Genomic DNA, 22,214 nt, shown 5'->3' on the forward strand with positions numbered 1-22,214 from the left:
CCATAAAAAAATCCCCTCCATAGTAAACAGGTTAGTGTTCTTTCTTTTTCCTGTCTACTATAAGGGGATCATATCAATTTGGTAGCCTTTTTTATTTTCCTTTTTTACACCTTTCCGTTACAATAAAGGAACGTATGTTGGGTGTTTTGGCATAGTATGTTTTCATGTGAAAATAAAGATGCTAAGCATGTAGAAATGGAGGGTAACGAGTGCACGAACATTTAAAAGAAAAATTGGCTATTTTACCAGATCAACCTGGTTGTTATTTAATGAAAGATAAGCAAGGAACGGTTATATATGTCGGAAAGGCAAAAGTGCTTAAAAATCGTGTGCGCTCGTACTTTACTGGTTCGCATGATGGAAAAACACTGCGGCTTGTAGGAGAAATTGTAGATTTTGAATATATTGTAACCTCCTCAAATCTAGAGGCTCTCATTTTAGAGTTAAACTTAATAAAAAAACATGATCCAAAATATAATATTCAATTAAAAGATGATAAAACATATCCTTTTATTAAAATTACAGCTGAGAAACAGCCGCGATTACTTATTACGCGAAATGTAAAAAAGGATAAGGGAAAGTATTTTGGCCCTTATCCGAATGCACAATCAGCTCATGAAACGAAAAAACTGCTAGATCGTATGTATCCGCTTCGTAAGTGCTCAAATATGCCCGATAAAGTTTGTTTATATTATCATATGGGTCAATGTTTAGCACCTTGTGTGAAAGAAGTGACGGAAGAACAAAATAAAGAAATTGTAGATGAAATTATTAAGTTTCTAAATGGTGGGCATAAAGAAGTTCGTTCAGAATTAGAAACAAAGATGTATGAAGCTTCAGAGAAACTAGAATTTGAACGCGCAAAAGAGTTGCGGGATCAAATTGCGCATATTGATGCGATTATGGAAAAACAAAAGATGATTATGAGTGACTTAGTGGATCGTGATGTATTTGGGTATGCAGTTGATAAAGGATGGATGTGTGTTCAAGTTTTCTTCGTTCGAAAAGGAAAGCTAATTGAACGTGATGTTTCTATGTTTCCAATCTACGATGAACCAGAAGAGGGATTTTTAACATTTATCGGTCAATTTTATGAGAACAGCAGTCATTTTAAGCCGAAGGAAATTGTCGTTCCAGGAAGTATAGACTCAGAGTTAGTAGAGCGCTTTTTAGAAGTTGAAGCGACACAGCCGAAACGTGGTAAGAAAAAAGATCTTGTAGAATTAGCAAATAAAAATGCGAAGATTGCTCTTGAAGAGAAATTCTACTTAATTGAACGTGATGAAGAGCGAACGATTAAGGCGGTAGATCATTTAGGGAAGCAGCTCGGGATTGAAACACCTTATCGTATTGAGGCGTTTGATAACTCAAATATTCAAGGGACAAATCCTGTTTCTGCAATGATTGCTTTTATCGATGGGAAACCAGCTAAGAAAGAATATAGGAAATATAAAATTAAAACGGTTCAAGGACCAGATGATTATGAGTCTATGAGAGAAGTTGTGAGACGCCGTTATACAAGGGCACTGAAAGAGAGTTTGCCTTTACCAGATTTAATCATTATTGATGGTGGAAAAGGGCATCTGGCAGCTGTAAGTGATGTTCTAGAAAACGAACTCGGTTTATATATTCCGATGGCAGGGCTTGTAAAAGATGACAAACATAAAACCTCCCATTTAATTATTGGAGATCCACCTGAACCTGTGATACTTGAGCGAAATAGCCAAGAATTTTATTTATTGCAGCGCATTCAAGATGAAGTGCATCGATTTGCGATTACATTCCATCGTCAATTACACGGGAAATCTGTCATTCAATCGGCACTGGATGATATTCCTGGAATTGGAGATAAACGAAAAAAGATATTGTTGAAACATTTTGGTTCATTAAAGAAGATGAAAGAAGCTTCTTTAGCTGAATTTGTCGAAGCGGGTATGCCGAAAAATGTCGCAGAGACGATTTATACTTATTTAACAGATAAGAAGACGTTGTAGTTTACAACGTCTTCTGTTTTTTGGTATAATTTCTGAAGATTTAAAATAAATCTAACTGAATGAAAATACAAAAAAGTCAACTAAACTTATATGTCTAGTTGACTGTAGGTAATGCTACACTTCAATGAGATCTTTTATATCCCATTTCACAAGAAATGTAATAGAGTCTGAACGTTTTTTCTTTTCTTCATAGGACTCTGCAACGACGTTTCGTTGCTTTTGAATTTGTTCAGCGATGAATCCAGCTTCTAATTGATAAGAAGAATGTCTGTTTTGTTTTTGACGTTCAGCGATGAGTGTGCCTTTAAGTTGGAACTGCATTTCACGACGCTTATGTTCAATAATGCTTAAAGTGCCCCAGCCAGCTTTTTCAAAGAACTGAATGACTTCTTCAATTGTTTCTAGTGGATATTTTCTTGCAAGGTTTCTACCAGACCAGTATAAAATACCATCTAAATCGTTACCGATTAAATCAGGTAGTAATTCTTCACGTAGCAATTCATAAGCGAAGGCGTTCAATGAAACATCTTCTAAAGATGTTGTATCGATTGTATTTTTACTCACAATATTCCCCTCTTTCTATAGGGATTATTATATAACATTTCTCGTTTATAAAAACAGATTTTTCTTTGGGGAAATCTGAATATATAAGAAGGGAAAAAGAATTGGCAAATTATATGCAAATTATGTATACGTTTTCTTGACGCTTCGACAAAAATAGGGGTAAAATGAACTTGTTATCAAATTATGCTGAAATATTTCGAATAATTTTTTCAGTTTTTCTTATGCCAATAGTGAAAAAACATTATTGTTGTAAATTAATCTGAAAACAGCAGTCAAACATTCAAGGGGGTAATGGGGACATGAAAGGCCGCGAGTATACGTTTCGTAAGTGGCACTCATTAATGGGGGTCATCCCGGTTGGTGTCTTTTTGACGCAACATCTAATTGTAAACAACTTTGCAACAAGAGGAGCAGAGGCTTTTAACAAAGCTGCAGGCTTTATGGAGCTCCTTCCATTCCGGTATGCGCTAGAAATTTTCATCATCTTTTTACCTATACTGTACCATGCTATATATGGCTTATATATTGCATTTACAGCTAAGAACAATGCGGTATCTTACGGTTATTTCCGTAACTGGATGTTCGTCTTCCAACGAATTTCAGGTATCGTTACGCTGATTTTCATTTCTTGGCACGTCTGGGAAACTCGTATTCAAGCATTGTTAGGTAAAGAGGTAAACTATGATATGATGGCAGATATTTTAAACAATCCAGCTATGTTTGCATTCTACTTAGTTGGTGTTGTTTCAACAATTTTCCACTTTGCAAATGGACTATGGACATTCTGCATAAGCTGGGGAATTACAGTATCTCCACGTTCACAAAGAATCTCTACTTATGTAACATTAGCTATTTTCTTAGGTCTATCTTATGTAGGTGTGAGTGCATTATTAGCGTTCATCGATCCACAGCTAGCAAACCAGTAAGGAGTGGGAGAGCATGAAAGGGAAACTTATAGTAGTCGGCGGTGGCTTGGCCGGCTTAATGGCAACGATTAAAGCGGCAGAAGCAGGAGTAAATGTTGAACTATTTTCTTTAGTACCAGTAAAACGTTCACATTCTGTATGTGCCCAAGGTGGAATTAACGGTGCCGTAAATACGAAAGGTGAAGGGGATTCTCCATGGATCCACTTTGACGATACAATTTATGGTGGGGACTTCTTAGCGAACCAACCGCCAGTTAAAGCAATGTGTGAAGCAGCACCTGGTATCATTCATTTAATGGACCGTATGGGTGTTATGTTCAACCGTACGGAAGAAGGACTTCTTGATTTCCGTCGTTTTGGTGGAACGCAACATCACCGTACAGCATTTGCTGGTGCAACAACTGGACAGCAATTACTATACGCATTAGATGAGCAAGTACGTCGTCACGAAGTAGCAGGACTTGTAACGAAATATGAAGGTTGGGATTTCTTACGAGCTGTTGTTGATGACGAAGGTGTGTGCCGAGGAATCGTTGCACAAGACTTACAAACAATGGAGATTAAAAGTTTCCAAGCTGATGCCGTGATTATGGCAACAGGGGGCCCTGGTATCATCTTTGGAAAATCAACTAACTCTATTATTAATACAGGTACAGCAGCTTCTGCTGTATATCAACAAGGCGCATATTATGCAAACGGCGAGTTCATTCAAATTCATCCAACGGCAATTCCTGGAGACGATAAATTACGTCTTATGAGTGAATCGGCACGTGGTGAAGGTGGCCGTGTTTGGACATATAAAGATGGTAAACCATGGTACTTCCTAGAAGAAAAATATCCGGCTTACGGAAACCTTGTACCTCGTGATATTGCAACGCGTGAAATCTTTGACGTTTGCGTAGAGCAAAAACTAGGTATTAACGGTGAAAACATGGTGTACTTAGATCTTTCTCATAAAGATCCGAAAGAACTAGATATTAAACTTGGTGGAATTATTGAAATCTATGAGAAGTTTACAGGTGATGATCCTCGTAAACTACCAATGAAAATCTTCCCAGCAGTTCACTATTCAATGGGCGGACTATGGGTTGATTATAAGCAGATGACAAGTATTCCAGGTTTATTTGCAGCAGGTGAGTGTGATTATTCTATGCACGGTGGTAACCGCCTTGGTGCGAACTCACTATTATCAGCAATTTACGGTGGTATGGTAGCAGGACCGAACGCGATTGAGTATATGAAAGGTCTTTCTAAATCGTCTGATGCTGTTTCATCTACTGTATATGAGCAAAATGAATTAATCGAAACAGAGAAATTTAACAATATTTTAACGCTTGATGGTAACGAAAATGCATATGTTCTTCATAAAGAGCTTGGAGAATGGATGACAGATAACGTTACAGTAGTTCGTGAAAATAAAAAGCTACTAGAAACTGATGCGAAAATTGAAGAGTTAATGGCGCGTTACAAACGCATTAACATTAACGATACAGCGAGATGGAGTAACCAAGGTGCTTCATTTACACGCCAACTTGCAAATATGTTTGAATTAGCACGTGTTATTACAATTGGAGCATATAACCGTAATGAGAGCCGCGGGGCGCATTACAAACCTGAATTCCCAAATCGTGATGATGCAAACTTCTTAAAAACTACGATGGCGAAATTTGAAGGAGAAGGAAATGCACCAGCATTCCATTACGAAGAAGTGGATGTTTCATTAATTAAACCACGTAAACGTGACTATTCTTCAAAACATGATGTAGCTGCTAAGGGTGAAGAGAAGGGGGATAAGCAACATGTCTGAGAAAACAATCCGCCTCATCATTACGAGACAAGATGGACCAGATGCACAAGAGTTTGACCAAGAGTTTGAAATTCCATATCGTCCAAATATGAACATTATTTCGGCACTGATGGAAATTCGTCGTAATCCTGTTGATTCAAAAGGAAACCAGACGACTCCGATTGCATGGGATATGAACTGTTTAGAGGAAGTATGTGGCGCATGTTCGATGGTGATTAACGGAAAACCACGTCAATCATGTACAGCTCTTATTGATCAGTTAGAACAACCAATTCGCTTAAAGCCGATGAAGACATTCCCAGTGGTACGTGACTTACAAGTTGACCGTAGTCGCATGTTTAACGCTCTAAAACGCGTTAAAGCTTGGATTCCAATTGATGGTACGTATGACTTAGGACCAGGGCCAAGAATGCCTGAGAAGAAACGTCAATGGGCTTATGAGCTTTCAAAATGTATGACATGTGGTGTTTGCTTAGAATCATGTCCAAACGTAAATAGTAAATCTGACTTTATTGGACCAGCACCGTTATCACAAGCTCGTTTATTCAACTCACATCCAACGGGTGAAATGCATAAAGCAGATCGCTTACGTGCAATTATGGGAGATGGAGGACTTGCAAACTGTGGTAACTCTCAAAACTGTGTGCAATCATGTCCAAAGGGTATTCCATTAACAACTTCAATTGCGGCATTAAACCGTGATACAACAATTCAATCGTTCAAAGATTTCTTTGGTAGCGACAATAACTATTAATAAATATTGCCTCTTCATGTTGAAGAGGCAATATTTATAACTTTATTTTTCTGTTTATTCTGTTTATTTTGAAGGCGAAAAGGAGAGGGAACAATGAAGAGGATTTCTTATATTGAAGACTTTGAGAGATGGGAAAGTGGTTTTTCATTTTACAATCCTGTAAAAGTTCGTTTTGGTGAAGTAGATATGTTTGGGCATGTAAATAATGTCGTTGCCTTTACCTATTTTGAAGAAGCACGTATCGCATTGTTTAAAGAACTTGGATTTATGCAAGAATGGACGCATGAATCTTCAGAAACGATGATCGTTGTTGCAGATTTACAATGTAATTTTATTAAGCAAATATATTTTGATGAACAGTTGAAGGTATATGTAAAAGCGGGATCGGTTGGGAATTCTTCTTTAGATTTGCATTATATGGTGAAGAATGCAGAAGGAGAAGCTTGTTTAGTCGGTCGTGGAATGATGGTTCAAGCATCGAAAAAAACGGGAAAAGGCGAACCGTGGCCTGAAGAATGGAAGAAAAAATTACTACAATGATAGAGTGAAAGAAAAATAAGAGAGCAATTTGCTCTCTTATTTTTTGTCTTTCATTGCTTCTTCTAATGTTAAATGATGTTTATATATGTATGTAGCGTATGGATTACCAACGTAGCGCAAATGCCACGGTTCATATGAATATTCTGTTGTTTCTGTTTTATCTTCTAAATAACGAATTACAAAGCCAAATTCATGGGCATGTTTTGCAACCCATTTTCCTTCGGCTGTCTCTCCAAAAATAGGCTCTAATTGGAATTTAGCAGATTTTGAACTAATATCCATTGCTAAACCAGTTTGATGTTCACTCGTACCAGGAATGGCACTTACTGAATCAGCTTCAGCTTTTCCTTGACGTCTAACGTATGTATCATGTAATGATTTTTGGCGTTTGTATGAACGATAACCAGATACAGCTGTAAGTTCAAGTCCTTCTTTCTTTGCCGCTTCAAACATATTTTCAAGCGCATCTGCAGCATCTTTACGCAGTAGCGTTTTTTCTTTATCTTTTGGACTAGTAAATGGTACGTTTGGTCTTGTTAAGTCTTCAGGTGTGTATCCGTCTGGTAGTTTTCGATGTTTATTAACTAAGACAAGATTAGACTCTGGATTTGTTACAACGGAAAAATCATTTTCTAGCTTCTTTGCAGTATGATCAGCTTTTGGAAAAGCAGGAATCTCTTCTTTTTGGTGATTACTATGCTGTTGACTTTCGACAGCTTTCGCCTCATTTTGTAGTGGTGGTTTAGAACTAAAGTAAGCGAAAGAAGTGATACCGATTACAATAGTAGTGGCAGAAATAATGATTATCTTTTTCATGATACCTTGTAATCACAGTCCTTTCTTAATAAAATATGTATCGTTTTTTATTATAAGTCTAGTTTACTGAAAAAGAAATATAAGAGTCGTAACGTAATAGAAATGCAAAGAAAATGTCAGAAAATGTGTGAAATTGTAGTATTTTTTCATTTAATTCATTTCTTATCTTTCATGAAATGAATTTTTTATGTAATATATATACATAAGAAGATGTAGCGATTATCGAGAATAAAGAACTTCTTGTATAGACTAGGAGTGAATGGGAATGGATTTTGCAACAATTATTGGACTTATTTTAGGATTTGTAGCAGTGGTAGTAGGGATGGTCGTCAAGGGCGCTGACGTAAATGCCTTATTGAATCCTGCCGCAGCATTAATTATTTTTATCGGTACATTTGCTGCAGTATGTATAGCATTTCCGATGAATCAACTAAAAAGGGTTCCAAAATTATTTAAAGTTCTTTTTGGTTCAAATAAAAAGGATTTAAGTTATGAACAGTTGCTAGAATTATTTGTTCATTGGACATCAGAAAGTAGAAAATACGGTATTTTGTCTTTAGAGCAACAATTAGACAAAATTCAAGATGAATTTCTTTTGCGTGGTATGAAATTTGTGATTGATGGCGTATCCGCAGAAGATTTAGAGCAGATTTTAGAAGCTGAATTAGAAGCAATTGAAGAAAGGCATGCAAAAGGAGCAGCAATTTTTTCTCAAGCTGGTACATATGCACCGACATTAGGGGTTTTAGGTGCTGTTATTGGTCTTGTAGCTGCGCTTGGTAATTTAACTGATATTGAAAAGTTAGGACATGCTATTTCAGGTGCGTTTATTGCAACGATTTTTGGTATTTTTTCAGGTTATGTATTATGGCATCCATTTGCAAATAAGTTAAAACAAAAATCTGCAGCTGAAATCGAGAAAAAACGTTTAATCATTGATTGTTTATTAATGTTACAAGAAGGTACATATCCGTTTATTATGAAGAACCGCATTTTAGGTTCACTTTCTGCAACTGAGCGTAAAAAGCTAGAAAAAGGAGCAGAAAAAAATGCGGAGTAAGAAAAATAGAAGAGGCAAAAAGAAAAAACATGATGAGCATATCGACGAAACTTGGTTAATTCCATATTCTGATATGTTAACGTTGTTATTTGCATTGTTCATCGTTTTATTCGCAATGAGTAGTATAGATGCTGCGAAGTTTAAACAGATGGCAGTTGCTTTTCGAAGTGAATTAGCCGGTGGAACAGGTAACAAAGAATTTTTAAGTGATCAAAAGCCAAATGATGAAAAAGAATTATCAGCAAGTAGCCTTGAGGCAGAACAAGCAAAAAAACAAGAAGAAGCTAGAGCGAAAGAAAAAAAAGAGATGGATGAATTGAAAGCATTACAAAAAAAGATTGATCAATATATTAATGAAAAACAATTATCCTCTTCTTTTCAAACTAAATTAACTGAAAAGGGATTAATGGTGACAATATTAGAGAATATACTGTTTGATTCGGGGAAAGCAGATGTGAAATTAGAATCTTTAGGGATTGCAAAAGAGATGTCTAGCTTACTTGTTTCAGCGTCACCTCGTGAAATTACAGTATCGGGACATACGGATAATGTCCCTATTGCCAATGCGCAGTTTGCGTCGAACTGGGAATTAAGTACGCAGCGGGCAGTTAATTTTATGCAAGTATTACTGCAAAATAAAGAATTACAACCAGAAAAATTTAGTGCGATTGGTTACGGAGAATACCGTTCGATTGCTCCAAACGATACACAAGAAGGAAAGGCAAAGAATAGACGTGTGGAAGTATTTATCTTGCCTTTAACAGAGAAAGTAAAATAAAAGAGGATGGCGAATGCCATCCTCTTTTATTTTGCATCAAATGATTTTAAGTTGTCGCGACGGATTTTATCTTTTTCTGCATCTGATTTTTTGAAATCATAATCATATAAAGCGCCTTCCCAATCGCCATACATCGGATTCGGGAAAATAATAAATTTCTCACCAAATTGTTCTTTTGAATCTGCGACTGTTTGATTTCGATCTTTTACAGACTTTCCGTCAAAACCAGTGAAATCAGATAAGTTATCACCGAAGAATAAGACGATATCATGTGTTTGCGAAACGAGTTCACGGCGTTTTTCTTTTCCTTTTTCTTTCGGATCCTGTAGTAATATATGTTCTTTCGTTGCTTGAGGAGCACCTACACGCTCAAGATTTTTAATTGTTGCATCTAGTTGGTTCGTTTTACGATTTGAGATGTAATAAATATCTACACCTTTAGACTCCGTATATTTTAAGAAATCAATTGCGCCTGGAAGGGCTTCAGCTTCAGCCTTATTAATCCAATCATCCCATTTGTAAGGATAGCCTTTTCCTGTTTTTACGCTCATTGCTTGATGAGGGCTGTTGTCTAAAACGGTTTCGTCTAAATCAAGTACGATAGCAGGCTTTTTCTCTGTCCCTTTTGCAAGAGCTGCATCAAGCTTCAATTGACCGATATTGTACCCTTGGTAGTAAAGTGCTTTCGTTTCACCGGCTGTTTGATACCATAAATCAGCCATTAATTGCTGTTCTGTTAATTTTACTTTTTCTTCTTTTGCCACTGTTTTCTCTGGTGTTCCTGAACATGCTACAAGCGATGTAGATAGAACCGCTACAGATAATAAAGTGGTAATACCCCTCTTCATCTTCATATGTATCCTCCTTGATGTTAGAAAATCATCTTATATTATATATTAAAATATAAAAATTTTTTTATGAACATTTGCATATTGTCTTTTGTATATATAGTAGTATGTCCTATATTAGAAAGATGAGAAAAATGATGGAAATCATTTTGTCAATTTTTATTGTCGAAATGACAATTATAATTGACAAATGACGTGATATTATTTACAATTTTAACTAAATGGAACAAATGATGGATTAAGGAGATGTTACATACTAAGAGGATGAAGTGTAGTGCTATATTTTATCCTGAATAAACATAGTCTTTGAAAGAGAGTATGAATGATATTAAAGGGGAGGCTTTATACTTTGAGTTTACAAATTCAGAACTTAACGAAACTATTTGGGGAATCAAAAGCAGTGAACGGTTTGCAAATTTCGTTACCAAAAGGCGAAGTGCTAGGATTACTTGGACGAAATGGTGCAGGAAAAACAACGACAATCAAAATGCTTCTCGGATTATTAACGCCTAATGAAGGATCTATTACATGGGATGGAAAATCATTTGGGACTAGTGGGGTAACGATTGGGTATTTACCAGAAGAAAGAGGTTTATATACAAAAAGTAGAGTAATAGACCAGTTGCGATATTTTGGTAGATTAGAAGGAATGTCGAAAAAAGAAGTAGATCTTGCTATTGATCACTGGTTAGAACGATTAGCAATACCGGAATATAAATTTAAAACGGCAGGAGAGCTTTCAAAAGGGAACCAGCAAAAAATCCAATTAATTGCTGCCCTTCTTCATAATCCTGAACTTCTCATTTTAGATGAACCATTTAGCGGACTAGATCCAGTTAATGCTGGGATGTTAGCTAGCATTATTGAAGAACAAGTACAGAGCGGAAAGACCATTATTTTATCTAGTCATCGTATGGAACAAGTAGAGGCTTTTTGCCAACATGTATGTATTTTGAAAAAAGGCGAAGCAGTCGTAAAAGGCCAGTTAAGTGATATTAAAAAAGAGTACGGTTTCCGTAATTTAACGATTGAAGATACAGAAGAGAATGCGAAGGGATTAGAAGCTATTCATGTATCGTATGAAAAACAACAAGGCCTTCTTTATGTGCAAGTACAAGATGATGCAGAAGCTCTAAAGATTTTACAACAATTGCAAGAACAAGGTGTTACCTTACGACAATTTAAAATGTTAGAGCCGACGTTAAACGAAATCTTTGTAGAGAGGGCGAAATAACGATGCGTAAATTTTCTCACGTATTTTCATTTTATTTCAGGGAAGCATTTTTATCTAAAAAATCATTAATTACGAGTGCGATTTTATTTTTAGTTGTGTTTGGACTTTTCGCATTTAATCATTTCACTGCTGATAACGATAAAGGAAAAGATAAATTTGCGGTAGTAACGGAAAGCGATACTTATAAAGTTCAAGAAAGTGATGTAACAAAGTTACTTCCGTCTGCTAAAGTAACTGTAGAAAATAAGGATAAATTTAATGAGTTACGTAAGCAAGTGGAAGATGGGGATTTAGACGGTTTATTCCATATTACAGAAAAGAATGGTATTCCGGAAGTGACGTATATGTATAGTGGTTTTCCGAGTCAATCAACTGCTACACTTATGGCAAGTTATTTAAAGGAACAGTATACAGCGGTAATGATCGAAAAAAATAATGTATCTGCCGAAGTAGCAAAACAGTTACAGATGGAAATTCCGTTAAAACAAGAAGCAGTAAAGGATCATGCATCTTCCTTTGGAATTGGTTATGTTTTCTCGTTTGCTTTATACATGTTTATTATTGTGTTTGGAACTGCAATTGGAACGACGATAGCATCTGAAAAATCATCCCGTGTTATGGAGTTAATGCTTCCGAAAGTAAAACCATTAACAATGCTACATGCCAAAATTTTAGCAATTGTTTCTAGTGCTTTACTATTACTAGTTATTGCTTCCTTCGGTTTTCTTGTACCATATTTATTAGGGTGGGTAGATTTAGAAAACGCATCTTTAATAGGACTTACACTAGACTTTTCTAAATTGGATGCGGTAGTAATTAGTATGTTCGTTGTATATTTTGTTACGGGCTACTTACTATATGCAATGCTATATGCAGCAGTTGGGGCTGTTGTATCAAAAATTGAGGATGTGCAATCTCTTTCGTTCCCAATTACAATGTTAGGTATAGCAGCATTTTTCATTAGTATTAAATCATTATTTGATCCTAATAGTACATTAGCTGTAGTTAGTTCATATATTCCATTCTTTACACCTATGGTTACATTTTCAAGACTTGTAGCTGGTGAAGCTGGGGCTGTAGAAATTGGTGTGACGTTAGTAATTTTATTGGTGACTATCGTTATCATCAATATGCTTGCAAGCCGCATTTACGTAAACGGCGTAATGAATTACTCAGATAAAGTGAAATTTAAAGATTTAGCGAAATTTATAAAGCGTCAATAATGAGAGAAAAGCATGATTTCCTATTGAAATCATGCTTTTTCTTTATGTATAAATTAAAAATAGTATATAATAATAAGAGTCGTCTTTTAATAGAATGAATACAAAGGAGGGTGTGCAGATGGGGATTAGTAGTCGTTTTACAGTAGGTGTTCATATGTTAACGTTACTTGCGATAGATCGAAACTCTCGCTGTACCTCTGAATGGATTGCTGGTAGTGTGAATACAAATCCAGTTGTGATTCGTCGCATTACAGGAATGTTGAAGAGAGCAGGACTTGTTGATGTACAAGCTGGTAAAGGTGGTACGACACTTGCTCGTGATTTAGAAGAAATTACATTACTTGATGTATATAAAGCAGTGGAAGTTGTAGAAGAAGGACAACTATTTTCCTTCCATGAAAATCCCAACATTGAATGTCCAGTAGGAGCTAATATTCAATCAGTATTAGAAATTATTTTAATGCAGGCGCAAGAAGCGATGGAAAACGTACTTGCAAATGTAACGGTAGATCAATTAGTTACAAACTTAAAGTCTAAAATGAAAGAGTAAAAAAGCGAGCAACCTCATAATGAGGGCTCGCCTTTTTTTATTCAGAAATATTGAAAATTCTATTTTTCAGTATTTAAAATGAATTTACCAACAATAGCTGCTACGATACCACCAAGAATTGGTGCTACGATGAATACCCATAGTTGAGAAAGTGCTTCTCCGCCAGCGAATAAAGCTGGTGCGATACTACGAGCTGGGTTAACAGAAGTTCCAGTTAACGGAATACCTAATAAGTGAACTAAAACTAATGTGAAACCAATTACTAATCCTGCTAGAGAAGAACTTCCTTTTTTACCTGTTACAGCAACGATAACTAAAATGAATACGAAAGTTAAAATAAATTCAACTAGAAATGCTCCAGATAAACCAAGAGTTCCAAAACCATTTTGTCCTAAATTATCTAAAGGTGTTTTAGCAGAGCGTAAAATCGTTACTAACGTTGCAGTTCCTAATAAACCACCTAAAATTTGAGCTAATACATAATAACAAAGTTCCATAGCGTTCATTCTTTTGTTGATGAACATAGCTACTGATACCGCTGGGTTAATGTGACATCCAGAAATTGTTCCGATGCTATATGCCATAGCCACAATAGATAGACCGAAAGCCATAGCGATTCCTAATGTTCCAATTCCTTCAATTCCGCCGCCAATGACAGCTACTCCAGTTCCGAATAATACAAGTACAAATGTACCAATAAATTCAGCGATTGCTTTTTTTAACATAATTTACCTCCTAATATTGCGCATGAAACGTATTATAACATAGGTTTTAGTATAAACAGCTAATGAAATACTATTCTGATAAGGCGAAATAGGGGGACAATAAAAAAGAGTATAGTTCTTTGTTAGAGAACTATACTCTTTTTTATGCAGTTTTTTTCTGCTTAACGACTGGAGCAGAACGGTTTAAAACGCTATTTGCAACCATTCCTAACATAATAATAATCATTCCAAGTAGGGAAAGACCACCAGGAAATGAACCATTCAAGAAAACAATTTCGCCAAGCACGGTAAAGACCATCGTTCCAGCTTGCGTTGCTTCAACAGCTCCAAGTAGAGAGAGGTTATCTTTGGCTAAGTCAGTAGCAAAGAAAAATGTCATCGTCGCAATCACGCCAGAACATAAGGCTAACAAAAATCCTTGCAACATTTGGCTGGATGTTGGAATACCGGTAGTAGAAAATCCATATATACCAAGTAAAATTGTTATAGGTAGACTTCCTATTGCCATTCCTAATACACGTTGGAACGTATCAAGACGTCCGCCAACAAGTTCCATCATTTTTCGGTTGCCGAATGGATATAAGAAGGCTGCTACTACGACAGGTAAAAAACCTGAAATGAACTGAGTCATTGTAATATGACCTGCTGCAGTCACTTGCATACAAATTACACCAAGTAAAATAAATAATGCGACATATAAACTACGAAGTGGAATTTTTCCGCGTACAAGTTTTGTGCCTGATTTCGTTTCTATTTTAACGAAGAATAATGGTGATAAAAGTAAACCTGCTAATATAGTAACTTGCCAAGTTCCAGCAACGAGCCAAGCTGGAGAAAAGACAGCTGCGAAACTTAATAAAGAATAGAAACCAATACCAGCAACGGAACCCCATCCGATCCACGCTAATGGATGTTTCTTTAATTCTTCCCATAAACCCTTTAAGTTTTTGCGAAATAAAACGATAAGGAATAAAATAGGGAGAGCAAATAAAAAACGGAAGGAAGCTGTCCAGGCCCAGCTCGTTCCAGATACATTCATCGCTCGATTAATAATAAAGGTTGCGGAAAAAAAGGCTGATGATAAAAGGCCTAATAAAATTGCGCGCATGAAGCATAGCACTCCTTTCGGAATTTGATGATTACGTATAGTATAATATACTTAAAAAAAATAAAAGTAAACTATTTTATACTTTAAGGTGGTTTTATAGATGAAAGAACATGAAGATATGCAAACGAAAGAAGTCATTCAGCAAGTAGGTCAGCTGTTAAGACAAATTCGAAATGAACAAAAATTAAGTTTAGAAGAATTAGCCCAAAAAACTGGGGTTAGTAAATTAACATTAGGAAAGATTGAAAGAGGCGAAACGAATCCGACGTTAGCTGTCATTTGGAAAATAACGAAAGGGTTATCGATTCCTTTATCGCGATTGATGGTTGTTGGAGAACCTGTAGCTGTGGCGCGCTGCGGAGAAGGATTTGCAGTAGATGTAGGACAAGCATGGCATTTAGAAATGATGTTCCGCTATACGAAAGAAACGGGGATGGAAATGCATCGTGCTTGTTTAAGATCGAATAGTATATATGAACCAGAAGCTCATCATGAAGGTGCTATTGAGCTTGTAACAGTAATGAAAGGGAAAGTATCGATTCAAGTAGAAAGCGATGTATACGAATTAAATGAGTTTGACTCTATTCAATTTGAAGCGAATAAAAAACATAGTTATAGAAATGAAGAAGATGAAGTAGCAGTATTACATTTAACGATGAAATATTCTTCATGAAAAAATCCCCTATAGAAAAATCTATAGGGGATTTTTTATACGCTATGCTCAAATAGATGAAAGACTGTTATTAGTAAGAGCGTGGCATAAGTAATAGACAAATAAAATAAACTAAAAACCCCGTCCCAAAACATAAAATAGCAATGACCCAAAGTATGCGAATGAGAGTAGAGCTAATATCAAAATATTCCCCTAAACCACCGCATATACCAAATAGCATTTTATCAGTTTCGGATTTACATAATCTTTTTGACATCTTCCAATCCACTCCTTTTTATCCCGCTTTGACGGGCAGTAAGACCTCCACCTAAAAATTCAGCGAAAGCAAAGAAGTTAGGTGGGGATTAACTGCCCGTAAAAGCCCGATTGGTTTAACTAATGATCAGTGGGGGGATGAACACCCCCCTACTGATCAAAGTTTCACTTTATACCAAGCTATATACTTCTATTCTATATGGAAATTTATGAGAAGACTATGAGGTTGTATGACATTTTTTTTAGGGAACAGTCGTATTAATTGTCTTAATTTTCAGTTGATATTAAAATTATAGTAAGAGGTAACTTTTAATAAAGGGTGGGGGAAATAGAGATGACAGTATATTGGTTGACTAATGTAATGCTTGAATCAGGGTATACATATGAAGAGGGGAGAATTTCCCAAACAGAAACAGAGTTATGTAGTTTACTCATTGAAGATGGACGAATTAAAAAAATGATAGCAGGGGCTGTTCAAGAGGAAGGAGTATTAATTCTTGATGCTAAGCGTTTATTAATTTTGCCTGCTTTTGAAGAGATGCATATTCATATTGATAAGACGTATTATAGTGGTCCTTGGAAAGCTTGTATGCCAGCAGAGAATATTTTTACGCGTTTTCATGAAGAAGAAAAAATTCTGCCGAAGCAATTAGCAACTGCTCAAGATAGGGCGGAAAATATGTTAGCGTTATTGCTTCGAAATGGTGCAACGAATATTAGAACGCATTGTAATGTTGATCCGATTATTGGACTTGGTAATTTGGAGGCGACGTTAGCGGCGTTAGAAACATATAAAAATCAGGTTTCTGGTAGAATTGTTGCTTTTCCGCAACACGGATTATTGCGCAGTAATTCTGTGCAACTTGTGAAAGATGCGATGCGTATGGGTGCGCATCTAGTCGGTGGAGTGGATCCAGCTACAGTGGATAATGATATTGAAAAATCATTACATACCATTATGGATATCGCAGTAGAATTTAATGCAGATGTTGATATTCATCTGCATGATGCGAATAATCTTGGGACGTTTACGATGAAGCGATTGGCAAGTTTAACAGAAGAAGCGGGATGGCAAGGTCGCGTAACAATTAGTCATGCACTTGGACTTGGTGGTGTTACGGATAAAGAAGTTGAAGAAGTGGCGGAAAGACTAGCTGCTTTAAACATTGATATTACTTCAACGGTGCCAATTGGGAAACAAGTAATCCCAATTCCGTTATTAGATAAAAAAGGTGTGAAAGTCTCGTTAGGAAATGATAGTATTACTGATCATTGGTCACCGTTTGGCACAGGTGATATGATGCAAAAGGCAAATCGATTGGCGGAACGTTTTGGGTGGAGTGACGAAAGGTCTTTAGGAAAAGCTCTTCGCTTTATTACGGGAGGCAAAGAAACGTTAAACGATGAAGGGAAGCGAGCGTGGCCGAATGTAGGAGATGAAGCGAGTTTTGTTTTGACGAATGCAACATGTACTGCTGAAGCGGTAGCGCGTCAAACAGAGAAAAGTTTAGTCGTGCATAAAGGGAATATTGTTGTTGGTAGTTTAAATGAGGTGGAATTAAATAATCTTGTGTAAAAGAATCGTTTGAATGTTTAGAGGAGGGTTCTAATTGTGAGTGTAGAACCCTTCTTTGTTATGCTTGCAATATATTTCTTATAGGGAAGCTAGAAAGGATGAAAAATTTGGACAATCAACATAACCAAAATCATATTATGGGAACTTTGCAATGGTTTATATTTTTATTAGCGAATTCAATCGCACTACCAATTGTCGTTGGCGGATTATTTCATCTTACGACGGAAGAAATATTTTATTTAATGCAGCGTACGTTTTTTGTAGTTGGTATATCTTCTTTTTTACAAGGGTGGTTTGGACATAGACTACCAATTGCGGATGGCCCAGCTGGATCTTGGGTTGGCGTATTTACCGTACTTGCTTACGCAACTGTCGGACAAGATCAATTACATAGTACGTTGCAAATTTTAGAATTAGGAATGATAATTTCCGGTGTTATTTTAATAGGATTAGGAGTAACTGGTTTTATCGGACGTATTTTATTTTTATTTACGCCACTTGTGACAGGAACATTTTTACTTTTATTATGTTTACAATTAAGCGGTGTATTTCTAAAAGGGATGCTAGGAATTACTGCTACTGTTTCTCAAATCGATGGATTTACAGCGATAATTGCGTTTAGCATATTTCTTTTCGTTATTATACTATCTAACTTCGGAAAAGGTTTTGTCAAAAGTTATGCGGTTTTAATAGGATTAATTAGTGGGTGGATTCTTTTTCTAATTGCAGGAAAAGTGACGATTCCAGCTCAAGTAACTCATTTTGTGCAACTTCCGCAAATATTTGCTTGGGGACTTCCAAAGTGGAATACAGGTATGGCTGTATCGAGTTTCGTTATGGTATGTATTTTAGTTTCAAATACAGTGGCAGCGATTATAGCAATTAATCAAGCTACTATTCAAAAAGGGACTATTGAACAGAAACAGTTGAAGGATGGTACGTGGGTTGGAGGGATTTCACATATCATTTCTTCTGTATTTTCAACTGTAGGTGTCGTGCCATTACCAGCGACGGCGGGATTTATACGTTTAACGAAACAAAAGTATATACGATCATTCTTACTAGCATGTATGTTACTAGTCGTAATGTCACTGTTTCCAAGTATTATTCGTTACTTAGCATCGTTGCCATCCGCTGTCGCATCTGCGGTTTTAATGGCTTCGTTCGTACAGCTAATTGGAATTGGATTTCATAATATAAAACAAGTGCCAATGAACGAAAGGAATGTAACGGTTTTAGGAGTTGCTGTATTATTTGGAAGCGGTGTTATGTTTTTACCGTCTGGAGCACTCCAATCCTTACCGTCTGTTATGCAATATATATTCGGGAATGGTTTGTTCGTAGGTACAGTTTTCAGTATATTACTAGAACAAATATGGCGTACTGAAAAGTGAGTGGATACAAAGAGTGTGCGAACTGTATAAAAGTCTAAAATAACATGTGAAATAAAGCCCATTTTCATTCACCACCCGCACATTTCGTTCATACAATATCTTGACTAAATAAACACCCAACTTACACATACACGGCTCTGGCTTAAGCAAGGAGGGTTATACCAGTTGAAGGAAAAAGCGTATCAATCTAAACCGTTACTCACAAAGAGAGAGAGAGAAGTATTTGAATTACTGGTTCAAGATAAAACAACGAAAGAAATTGCAGGTGAACTTTTTATCAGTGAAAAAACAGTGCGCAACCACATCTCAAACGCAATGCAAAAGCTAGGAGTTAAAGGACGTTCACAAGCAGTTGTTGAGCTTCTTCGCATGGGAGAGCTCGAACTATAAAAAGAAAGCCGGCTTATATAAAGAGTCGGCTATTTTTTTTGCTTATATTTTGAATTTAAAAAGGTATCTCAGACTTTGAGAGGGAAGGTATGTTTCAGGCAGAAATGTTAAAAATAATTGTTTTAGAACATGATGAGGTATTCAGGTTAGGTATCTTTGTCATTTATAAATAAGAAGGTGCAAATATGAAGTTGTATTTTAAGGATATGGAGATAGGTGAAATTAAAGATGTTTTTGGAGACATGCCATGGATGTATGGAACAATTCATCTATTCGAGAATAGTAAACCGTTCCAAAAATATTTTCGTGAGATGGTAGACGAAGATAGTGTATTTGATTTTGAAAGCATAGACCCTGAATTTTCATATGAAGAAAATTGGTCTATTTTTGATGAGGATGATCAGCGGTATTTAGGGATTAATATACCTGCTATTCATATGGAGGATAACACGATTGCGTGGCGTTGGAGATAAAAGCTATCAGATTGTGAACATCTTTGTACGAAATAATTCAAACGAGAACAACAAGCAGAATTTTATACAAAAGGTCCGCTTGTTGTTCTCGTTTTTTCCGCTTGCTGTATGAATGATAAGAACACTCCATACATAAATAGGTAGTAAGGAGGGGATATGTTGAAAAGGATATTGTTAGTTTCAACAAGCGCTCATGATATGAATGGACACCCGACTGGTTTGTGGTTGGAAGAGCTCGCAGCTCCTTATAATGTATTTAAAAAGGCTAAGTTCGATGTTGATATTGTGTCGATAAAGGGCGGTAAAGTACCTATTGATAGAGTGTCTATTCCAAATGGCATACCTCGTGAATTTAAGTATGTCGCTTCTTTATTGCAAAATACGAAGCCGATCTCAAATGTTCATTTTTCGGATTATGATGCAGTTTTATTTGGTGGTGGGCACGGGGCGATTGTAGATTTTCCGGGTAATCCATATGTTGCAAATTTAATTGAGAATATGTATAACAATAACAGAATTGTAGCGGCTGTTTGTCACGGAGTAAGTTCTTTAGTCGGTGTGAAAAATAAGGATGGCTCGTTTTTTAGTGCCGGTAAGCGTTTAACAGGTTATACGAATGATGAGGAAAAAGCTGTACATTTAGAAAAGCGAGTGCCGTTTTTATTAGAAAGTAAATTGAAAGAAGAAGGGGCTTTGTTTTATGTTGCTCCAAATTTCACACCGCATGTAGTAGTAGATGGACATTTAATTACAGGGCAAAACCCGCAGTCTAGTATGGAAATAGGGAAAGCTATAAGAAGAGCTGTAAATAAATTATAGAAAAAATGCTCGCTACTAATAAAGGTAGCGGGCATTTTTTATATAGTGCAAATGAAAAATACCTTAAACTAAAAAGATGTATTGAGTATAATGACTTCATTTATAATTAATCGTGAATTTGCTATACTATTTTGTATGGACAAAAGGGGAGGCTCTTTTAATGAGAAAAGTTGCGTGTGCAAACACTTATATTAATAAAATAAAGCCCGTTATTAGAAAAACGAGTTTTAGCCAATTGAAAATAGATGAAATTGCGAAGTATATGGATATTAGTAAAGCTACTTTATATAAACGTTTTTCTTCAAAAGATGAGATTATTGAAGCTGTGGTAGAAGATTTTATGAACTACCTTCTTGAAGGAGATGCGGATAATCAAGATGAAAGTATGTCTTTTGCAGAACGTTTCCAAAAGACGTTTATCCATTCTTTAAAGTGTGTGACATATATTTCTGATGTCTTTTTACAAGATTTGAAAGAGGCATATCCGCACTTATCTGATCGGTTAGTTGCTGCACAACAAAATCGTAATCATAATTTGCAAATGTTTTTTGAAGCTGGTATGGAACAAGGCTACTTTAATAAAATGAACGCACAATTATTTATGGTGCAAGATGATGTGATGTTAAGACGTATTATAGATCATTCTTTTTGTATTCAGTACGATATTACGTTAAAGAAAGCGATACTTGATTTTTATCAACTAAAGAAGTACCAACTTTTTAAACCAGAGTATATAGAAGCAATTGATGATTCGGAAATTGAAAAAGAAGTTATTGCTATTTTGCAAATGATTTCGTAAAAAAGCAGGTTTTCCTATAGTAATGGAAAACCTGCTTTTTTTATTACATGTTATTTTTTATGTGTTGTAATACTAATTCAGCTACTGGACCACCTGAAGCTGGGTTTTGACCAGTTATAACACGATTATCTTCTACAGCGTAAGCTTCCCAAGGTTGCGCGGCTTTTTCGTAAAGCCCTCCATTTTTAATGAGTTCATCTTCTGTTAAAAATGGAACGAATTGATCCAATTCAACTAGTTTTTCTTCTTCATTTGAGAATCCTGTTACTTTTTTACCACTAATTAAGCGTTCCCCATTATTTAATGTGATATGAAATAAACCAGCAGCTCCGTGACAAACAGAGGAGACGATTCCGCCATTTTCATAAATGTTGCGGCTAATCATTTGAAGTTCTTTATTTTCTGGGAAGTCCCAAATTACACCGTGACCGCCTGCGTAATAAATCGCAGCGTAGTCTGCTGGATTCACTTCACTCGGTTGCATTGTAGAACCGAGACGATTCATAAATTCTTTCTTTTGATACCATTCCCAATCGACGCTCTCCGCCATTGCTAAACTATGAGGATCAATCGGTGTATAGCCACCTTGTGGGCTGACATAATCTACTGTGTAACCAGCTTCTTCAACTTTTTTAACGAAATGGACAGCTTCACCAAGCCAAAGCCCAGTCGCTCTATTTAAATTTGGATATTTTTCTACGCTCGTTAATACAACTAACATTTTTTTCTTCATCATAATCCTCCTATAATGTTTCTTCTATATAAAAGTTCTTTATTTACTTAATTTTATTAAGTTAGAAATTGCAAATTTGAATAACCATGTCAGTCCTCCTTATATCGGATTCGAAATTAGTGTATAACAATCTTTGAACAAAGTAAACCAAAAAGACAAAATTAGTTTACTTTGT

General features: G+C 36.0%; 24 protein-coding genes. 17 read left to right on the forward strand and 7 right to left on the reverse strand.

Translation table 11 applies throughout. The features are described from left to right. The first annotated feature begins 209 nt into the window (after window positions 1–209). A complete protein-coding gene (gene uvrC, locus FS802_RS18655) occupies window positions 210–1,994 on the forward strand; it encodes an excinuclease ABC subunit C (RefSeq protein WP_098654345.1) in 1,785 nt (594 codons plus the stop codon). A gap of 114 nt (window positions 1,995–2,108) precedes the next feature. On the opposite strand, the gene FS802_RS18660 is transcribed toward uvrC, so the two are convergent. Then, complete coding sequence (locus FS802_RS18660; protein WP_000042225.1) at window positions 2,109–2,558, reverse strand: YslB family protein; 450 nt, start codon at window positions 2,556–2,558, stop codon at window positions 2,109–2,111. Window positions 2,559–2,857: 299 nt separating this feature from the next. On the opposite strand from FS802_RS18660, the gene sdhC reads away from it, so the two are divergent. The 4 genes from sdhC to FS802_RS18680 all read left to right on the forward strand — a co-directional run bounded on the left by sdhC (window position 2,858) and on the right by FS802_RS18680 (window position 6,585). Then, on the forward strand, window positions 2,858–3,484 hold the full coding sequence (gene sdhC, locus FS802_RS18665) for a succinate dehydrogenase cytochrome B558 (protein ID WP_000678353.1): 627 nt from the start codon (window positions 2,858–2,860) through the stop codon (window positions 3,482–3,484). A gap of 13 nt (window positions 3,485–3,497) precedes the next feature. Then, a complete protein-coding gene (gene sdhA / locus FS802_RS18670; RefSeq protein WP_000676749.1) occupies window positions 3,498–5,291 on the forward strand; it encodes a succinate dehydrogenase flavoprotein subunit in 1,794 nt (597 codons plus the stop codon). Next, window positions 5,284–6,045 (forward strand): succinate dehydrogenase iron-sulfur subunit, encoded by a 762-nt coding sequence (gene sdhB / locus FS802_RS18675; RefSeq protein ID WP_001291830.1) that lies wholly within the window; start codon window positions 5,284–5,286, stop codon window positions 6,043–6,045. Before sdhA ends, sdhB begins: the two co-directional genes overlap by 8 nt. Window positions 6,046–6,138: 93 nt before the next feature. Continuing rightward, the gene (locus FS802_RS18680; protein WP_000822749.1) at window positions 6,139–6,585 is read left to right on the forward strand and encodes an acyl-CoA thioesterase; all 447 of its coding nucleotides are present in this window, start codon (window positions 6,139–6,141) and stop codon (window positions 6,583–6,585) included. A gap of 36 nt (window positions 6,586–6,621) precedes the next feature. On the opposite strand, the gene FS802_RS18685 is transcribed toward FS802_RS18680, so the two are convergent. Beyond that, window positions 6,622–7,401 carry a M15 family metallopeptidase gene (locus FS802_RS18685; protein ID WP_000720204.1) on the reverse strand — a complete coding sequence of 260 codons (780 nt, stop codon included), beginning with the start codon at window positions 7,399–7,401 and terminating at the stop codon, window positions 6,622–6,624. A 265-nt stretch (window positions 7,402–7,666) separates the two neighbouring features. Here FS802_RS18685 and motA point away from each other — a divergent pair, with 265 nt between their 5' ends. Both motA and motB read left to right on the forward strand, forming a co-directional pair. Further along, window positions 7,667–8,461, forward strand: coding sequence for a flagellar motor stator protein MotA (motA, locus tag FS802_RS18690; RefSeq protein WP_000344854.1), 795 nt, complete (start codon window positions 7,667–7,669; stop codon window positions 8,459–8,461). After that, a complete protein-coding gene (gene motB, locus FS802_RS18695; RefSeq protein ID WP_001256734.1) occupies window positions 8,451–9,239 on the forward strand; it encodes a flagellar motor protein MotB in 789 nt (262 codons plus the stop codon). The genes motA and motB overlap by 11 nt, the downstream gene beginning before the upstream one ends. A 26-nt stretch (window positions 9,240–9,265) precedes the next feature. Here motB and FS802_RS18700 read toward each other — a convergent pair whose 3' ends face one another. Further along, window positions 9,266–10,093, reverse strand: a complete 828-nt coding sequence (locus FS802_RS18700; protein ID WP_000782761.1) for a 5'-nucleotidase, lipoprotein e(P4) family — start codon at window positions 10,091–10,093, stop codon at window positions 9,266–9,268. Between the two features lie 343 nt (window positions 10,094–10,436). Between FS802_RS18700 and FS802_RS18705 the strand changes: the two genes are divergently transcribed. The 3 genes from FS802_RS18705 to FS802_RS18715 all read left to right on the forward strand — a co-directional run bounded on the left by FS802_RS18705 (window position 10,437) and on the right by FS802_RS18715 (window position 13,094). Next, window positions 10,437–11,321, forward strand: coding sequence for an ABC transporter ATP-binding protein (locus FS802_RS18705; protein ID WP_137014411.1), 885 nt, complete (start codon window positions 10,437–10,439; stop codon window positions 11,319–11,321). A 2-nt stretch (window positions 11,322–11,323) separates the two neighbouring features. After that, window positions 11,324–12,544, forward strand: coding sequence for an ABC transporter permease (locus tag FS802_RS18710; RefSeq protein WP_048562186.1), 1,221 nt, complete (start codon window positions 11,324–11,326; stop codon window positions 12,542–12,544). A 118-nt stretch (window positions 12,545–12,662) separates the two neighbouring features. Next, window positions 12,663–13,094, forward strand: coding sequence for an Rrf2 family transcriptional regulator (locus tag FS802_RS18715; protein WP_000512998.1), 432 nt, complete (start codon window positions 12,663–12,665; stop codon window positions 13,092–13,094). A gap of 59 nt (window positions 13,095–13,153) precedes the next feature. On the opposite strand, the gene FS802_RS18720 is transcribed toward FS802_RS18715, so the two are convergent. Further along, on the reverse strand, window positions 13,154–13,819 hold the full coding sequence (locus tag FS802_RS18720; protein ID WP_000913204.1) for an MIP/aquaporin family protein: 666 nt from the start codon (window positions 13,817–13,819) through the stop codon (window positions 13,154–13,156). A 142-nt stretch (window positions 13,820–13,961) separates the two neighbouring features. After that, window positions 13,962–14,927: a DMT family transporter gene (locus tag FS802_RS18725; protein WP_001201647.1), complete on the reverse strand. Its 966-nt coding sequence runs from the start codon at window positions 14,925–14,927 to the stop codon at window positions 13,962–13,964. A 100-nt stretch (window positions 14,928–15,027) separates the two neighbouring features. On the opposite strand from FS802_RS18725, the gene FS802_RS18730 reads away from it, so the two are divergent. Beyond that, window positions 15,028–15,600: a helix-turn-helix domain-containing protein gene (locus FS802_RS18730; protein ID WP_098654346.1), complete on the forward strand. Its 573-nt coding sequence runs from the start codon at window positions 15,028–15,030 to the stop codon at window positions 15,598–15,600. 70 nt (window positions 15,601–15,670) lie between these two features. On the opposite strand, the gene FS802_RS18735 is transcribed toward FS802_RS18730, so the two are convergent. Next, window positions 15,671–15,856 (reverse strand): PspC domain-containing protein, encoded by a 186-nt coding sequence (locus tag FS802_RS18735; protein WP_000044335.1) that lies wholly within the window; start codon window positions 15,854–15,856, stop codon window positions 15,671–15,673. Window positions 15,857–16,189: 333 nt separating this feature from the next. Here FS802_RS18735 and FS802_RS18740 point away from each other — a divergent pair, with 333 nt between their 5' ends. The 6 genes from FS802_RS18740 (at window position 16,190) to FS802_RS18765 (ending at window position 21,306) form a co-directional block, all read left to right on the forward strand. Beyond that, window positions 16,190–17,431: an amidohydrolase family protein gene (locus tag FS802_RS18740; protein ID WP_048562188.1), complete on the forward strand. Its 1,242-nt coding sequence runs from the start codon at window positions 16,190–16,192 to the stop codon at window positions 17,429–17,431. 98 nt (window positions 17,432–17,529) lie between these two features. Continuing rightward, window positions 17,530–18,825 (forward strand): purine/pyrimidine permease, encoded by a 1,296-nt coding sequence (locus FS802_RS18745; protein WP_098654348.1) that lies wholly within the window; start codon window positions 17,530–17,532, stop codon window positions 18,823–18,825. A gap of 165 nt (window positions 18,826–18,990) precedes the next feature. Further along, window positions 18,991–19,215: a spore germination transcription factor GerE gene (gerE, locus tag FS802_RS18750; protein ID WP_000659484.1), complete on the forward strand. Its 225-nt coding sequence runs from the start codon at window positions 18,991–18,993 to the stop codon at window positions 19,213–19,215. Between the two features lie 185 nt (window positions 19,216–19,400). Further along, window positions 19,401–19,688, forward strand: coding sequence for a hypothetical protein (locus tag FS802_RS18755; protein WP_098654349.1), 288 nt, complete (start codon window positions 19,401–19,403; stop codon window positions 19,686–19,688). 156 nt (window positions 19,689–19,844) lie between these two features. Continuing rightward, window positions 19,845–20,507 carry a type 1 glutamine amidotransferase domain-containing protein gene (locus FS802_RS18760; RefSeq protein ID WP_088048054.1) on the forward strand — a complete coding sequence of 221 codons (663 nt, stop codon included), beginning with the start codon at window positions 19,845–19,847 and terminating at the stop codon, window positions 20,505–20,507. A 160-nt stretch (window positions 20,508–20,667) separates the two neighbouring features. Next, entirely contained in the window at window positions 20,668–21,306 is a 639-nt protein-coding gene (locus tag FS802_RS18765) for a TetR/AcrR family transcriptional regulator (protein WP_001233026.1), read from the forward strand. Between the two features lie 43 nt (window positions 21,307–21,349). Here the strand turns inward: FS802_RS18765 and FS802_RS18770 are convergent, their stop codons facing one another. Further along, on the reverse strand, window positions 21,350–22,039 hold the full coding sequence (locus FS802_RS18770; RefSeq protein ID WP_000728524.1) for a type 1 glutamine amidotransferase domain-containing protein: 690 nt from the start codon (window positions 22,037–22,039) through the stop codon (window positions 21,350–21,352). Window positions 22,040–22,214 lie beyond the last annotated feature (175 nt).

This window comes from Bacillus sp. DE0042 (assembly GCF_007680225.1).
In the GTDB taxonomy this organism is placed as follows: Bacteria; Bacillota; Bacilli; order Bacillales; family Bacillaceae_G; genus Bacillus_A; species Bacillus_A wiedmannii.

Coding starts and splice junctions, on each gene's coding strand:
- FS802_RS18720 (WP_000913204.1), bottom strand. CDS start 13,819: ATGTTAAAAAAAGCAATCGCTGAATTTATTGGTACATTTGTACTTGTA.
- FS802_RS18725 (WP_001201647.1), bottom strand. CDS start 14,927: ATGCGCGCAATTTTATTAGGCCTTTTATCATCAGCCTTTTTTTCCGCA.
- FS802_RS18700 (WP_000782761.1), bottom strand. CDS start 10,093: ATGAAGATGAAGAGGGGTATTACCACTTTATTATCTGTAGCGGTTCTA.
- sdhC (WP_000678353.1), top strand. CDS start 2,858: ATGAAAGGCCGCGAGTATACGTTTCGTAAGTGGCACTCATTAATGGGG.
- motA (WP_000344854.1), top strand. CDS start 7,667: ATGGATTTTGCAACAATTATTGGACTTATTTTAGGATTTGTAGCAGTG.
- FS802_RS18770 (WP_000728524.1), bottom strand. CDS start 22,039: ATGAAGAAAAAAATGTTAGTTGTATTAACGAGCGTAGAAAAATATCCA.
- FS802_RS18685 (WP_000720204.1), bottom strand. CDS start 7,401: ATGAAAAAGATAATCATTATTTCTGCCACTACTATTGTAATCGGTATC.
- FS802_RS18760 (WP_088048054.1), top strand. CDS start 19,845: ATGTTGAAAAGGATATTGTTAGTTTCAACAAGCGCTCATGATATGAAT.
- FS802_RS18765 (WP_001233026.1), top strand. CDS start 20,668: ATGAGAAAAGTTGCGTGTGCAAACACTTATATTAATAAAATAAAGCCC.
- FS802_RS18755 (WP_098654349.1), top strand. CDS start 19,401: ATGAAGTTGTATTTTAAGGATATGGAGATAGGTGAAATTAAAGATGTT.
- FS802_RS18680 (WP_000822749.1), top strand. CDS start 6,139: ATGAAGAGGATTTCTTATATTGAAGACTTTGAGAGATGGGAAAGTGGT.
- FS802_RS18730 (WP_098654346.1), top strand. CDS start 15,028: ATGAAAGAACATGAAGATATGCAAACGAAAGAAGTCATTCAGCAAGTA.
- FS802_RS18740 (WP_048562188.1), top strand. CDS start 16,190: ATGACAGTATATTGGTTGACTAATGTAATGCTTGAATCAGGGTATACA.
- FS802_RS18745 (WP_098654348.1), top strand. CDS start 17,530: ATGAAAAATTTGGACAATCAACATAACCAAAATCATATTATGGGAACT.
- FS802_RS18735 (WP_000044335.1), bottom strand. CDS start 15,856: ATGTCAAAAAGATTATGTAAATCCGAAACTGATAAAATGCTATTTGGT.
- FS802_RS18715 (WP_000512998.1), top strand. CDS start 12,663: ATGGGGATTAGTAGTCGTTTTACAGTAGGTGTTCATATGTTAACGTTA.
- motB (WP_001256734.1), top strand. CDS start 8,451: ATGCGGAGTAAGAAAAATAGAAGAGGCAAAAAGAAAAAACATGATGAG.
- FS802_RS18710 (WP_048562186.1), top strand. CDS start 11,324: ATGCGTAAATTTTCTCACGTATTTTCATTTTATTTCAGGGAAGCATTT.
- sdhA (WP_000676749.1), top strand. CDS start 3,498: ATGAAAGGGAAACTTATAGTAGTCGGCGGTGGCTTGGCCGGCTTAATG.
- sdhB (WP_001291830.1), top strand. CDS start 5,284: ATGTCTGAGAAAACAATCCGCCTCATCATTACGAGACAAGATGGACCA.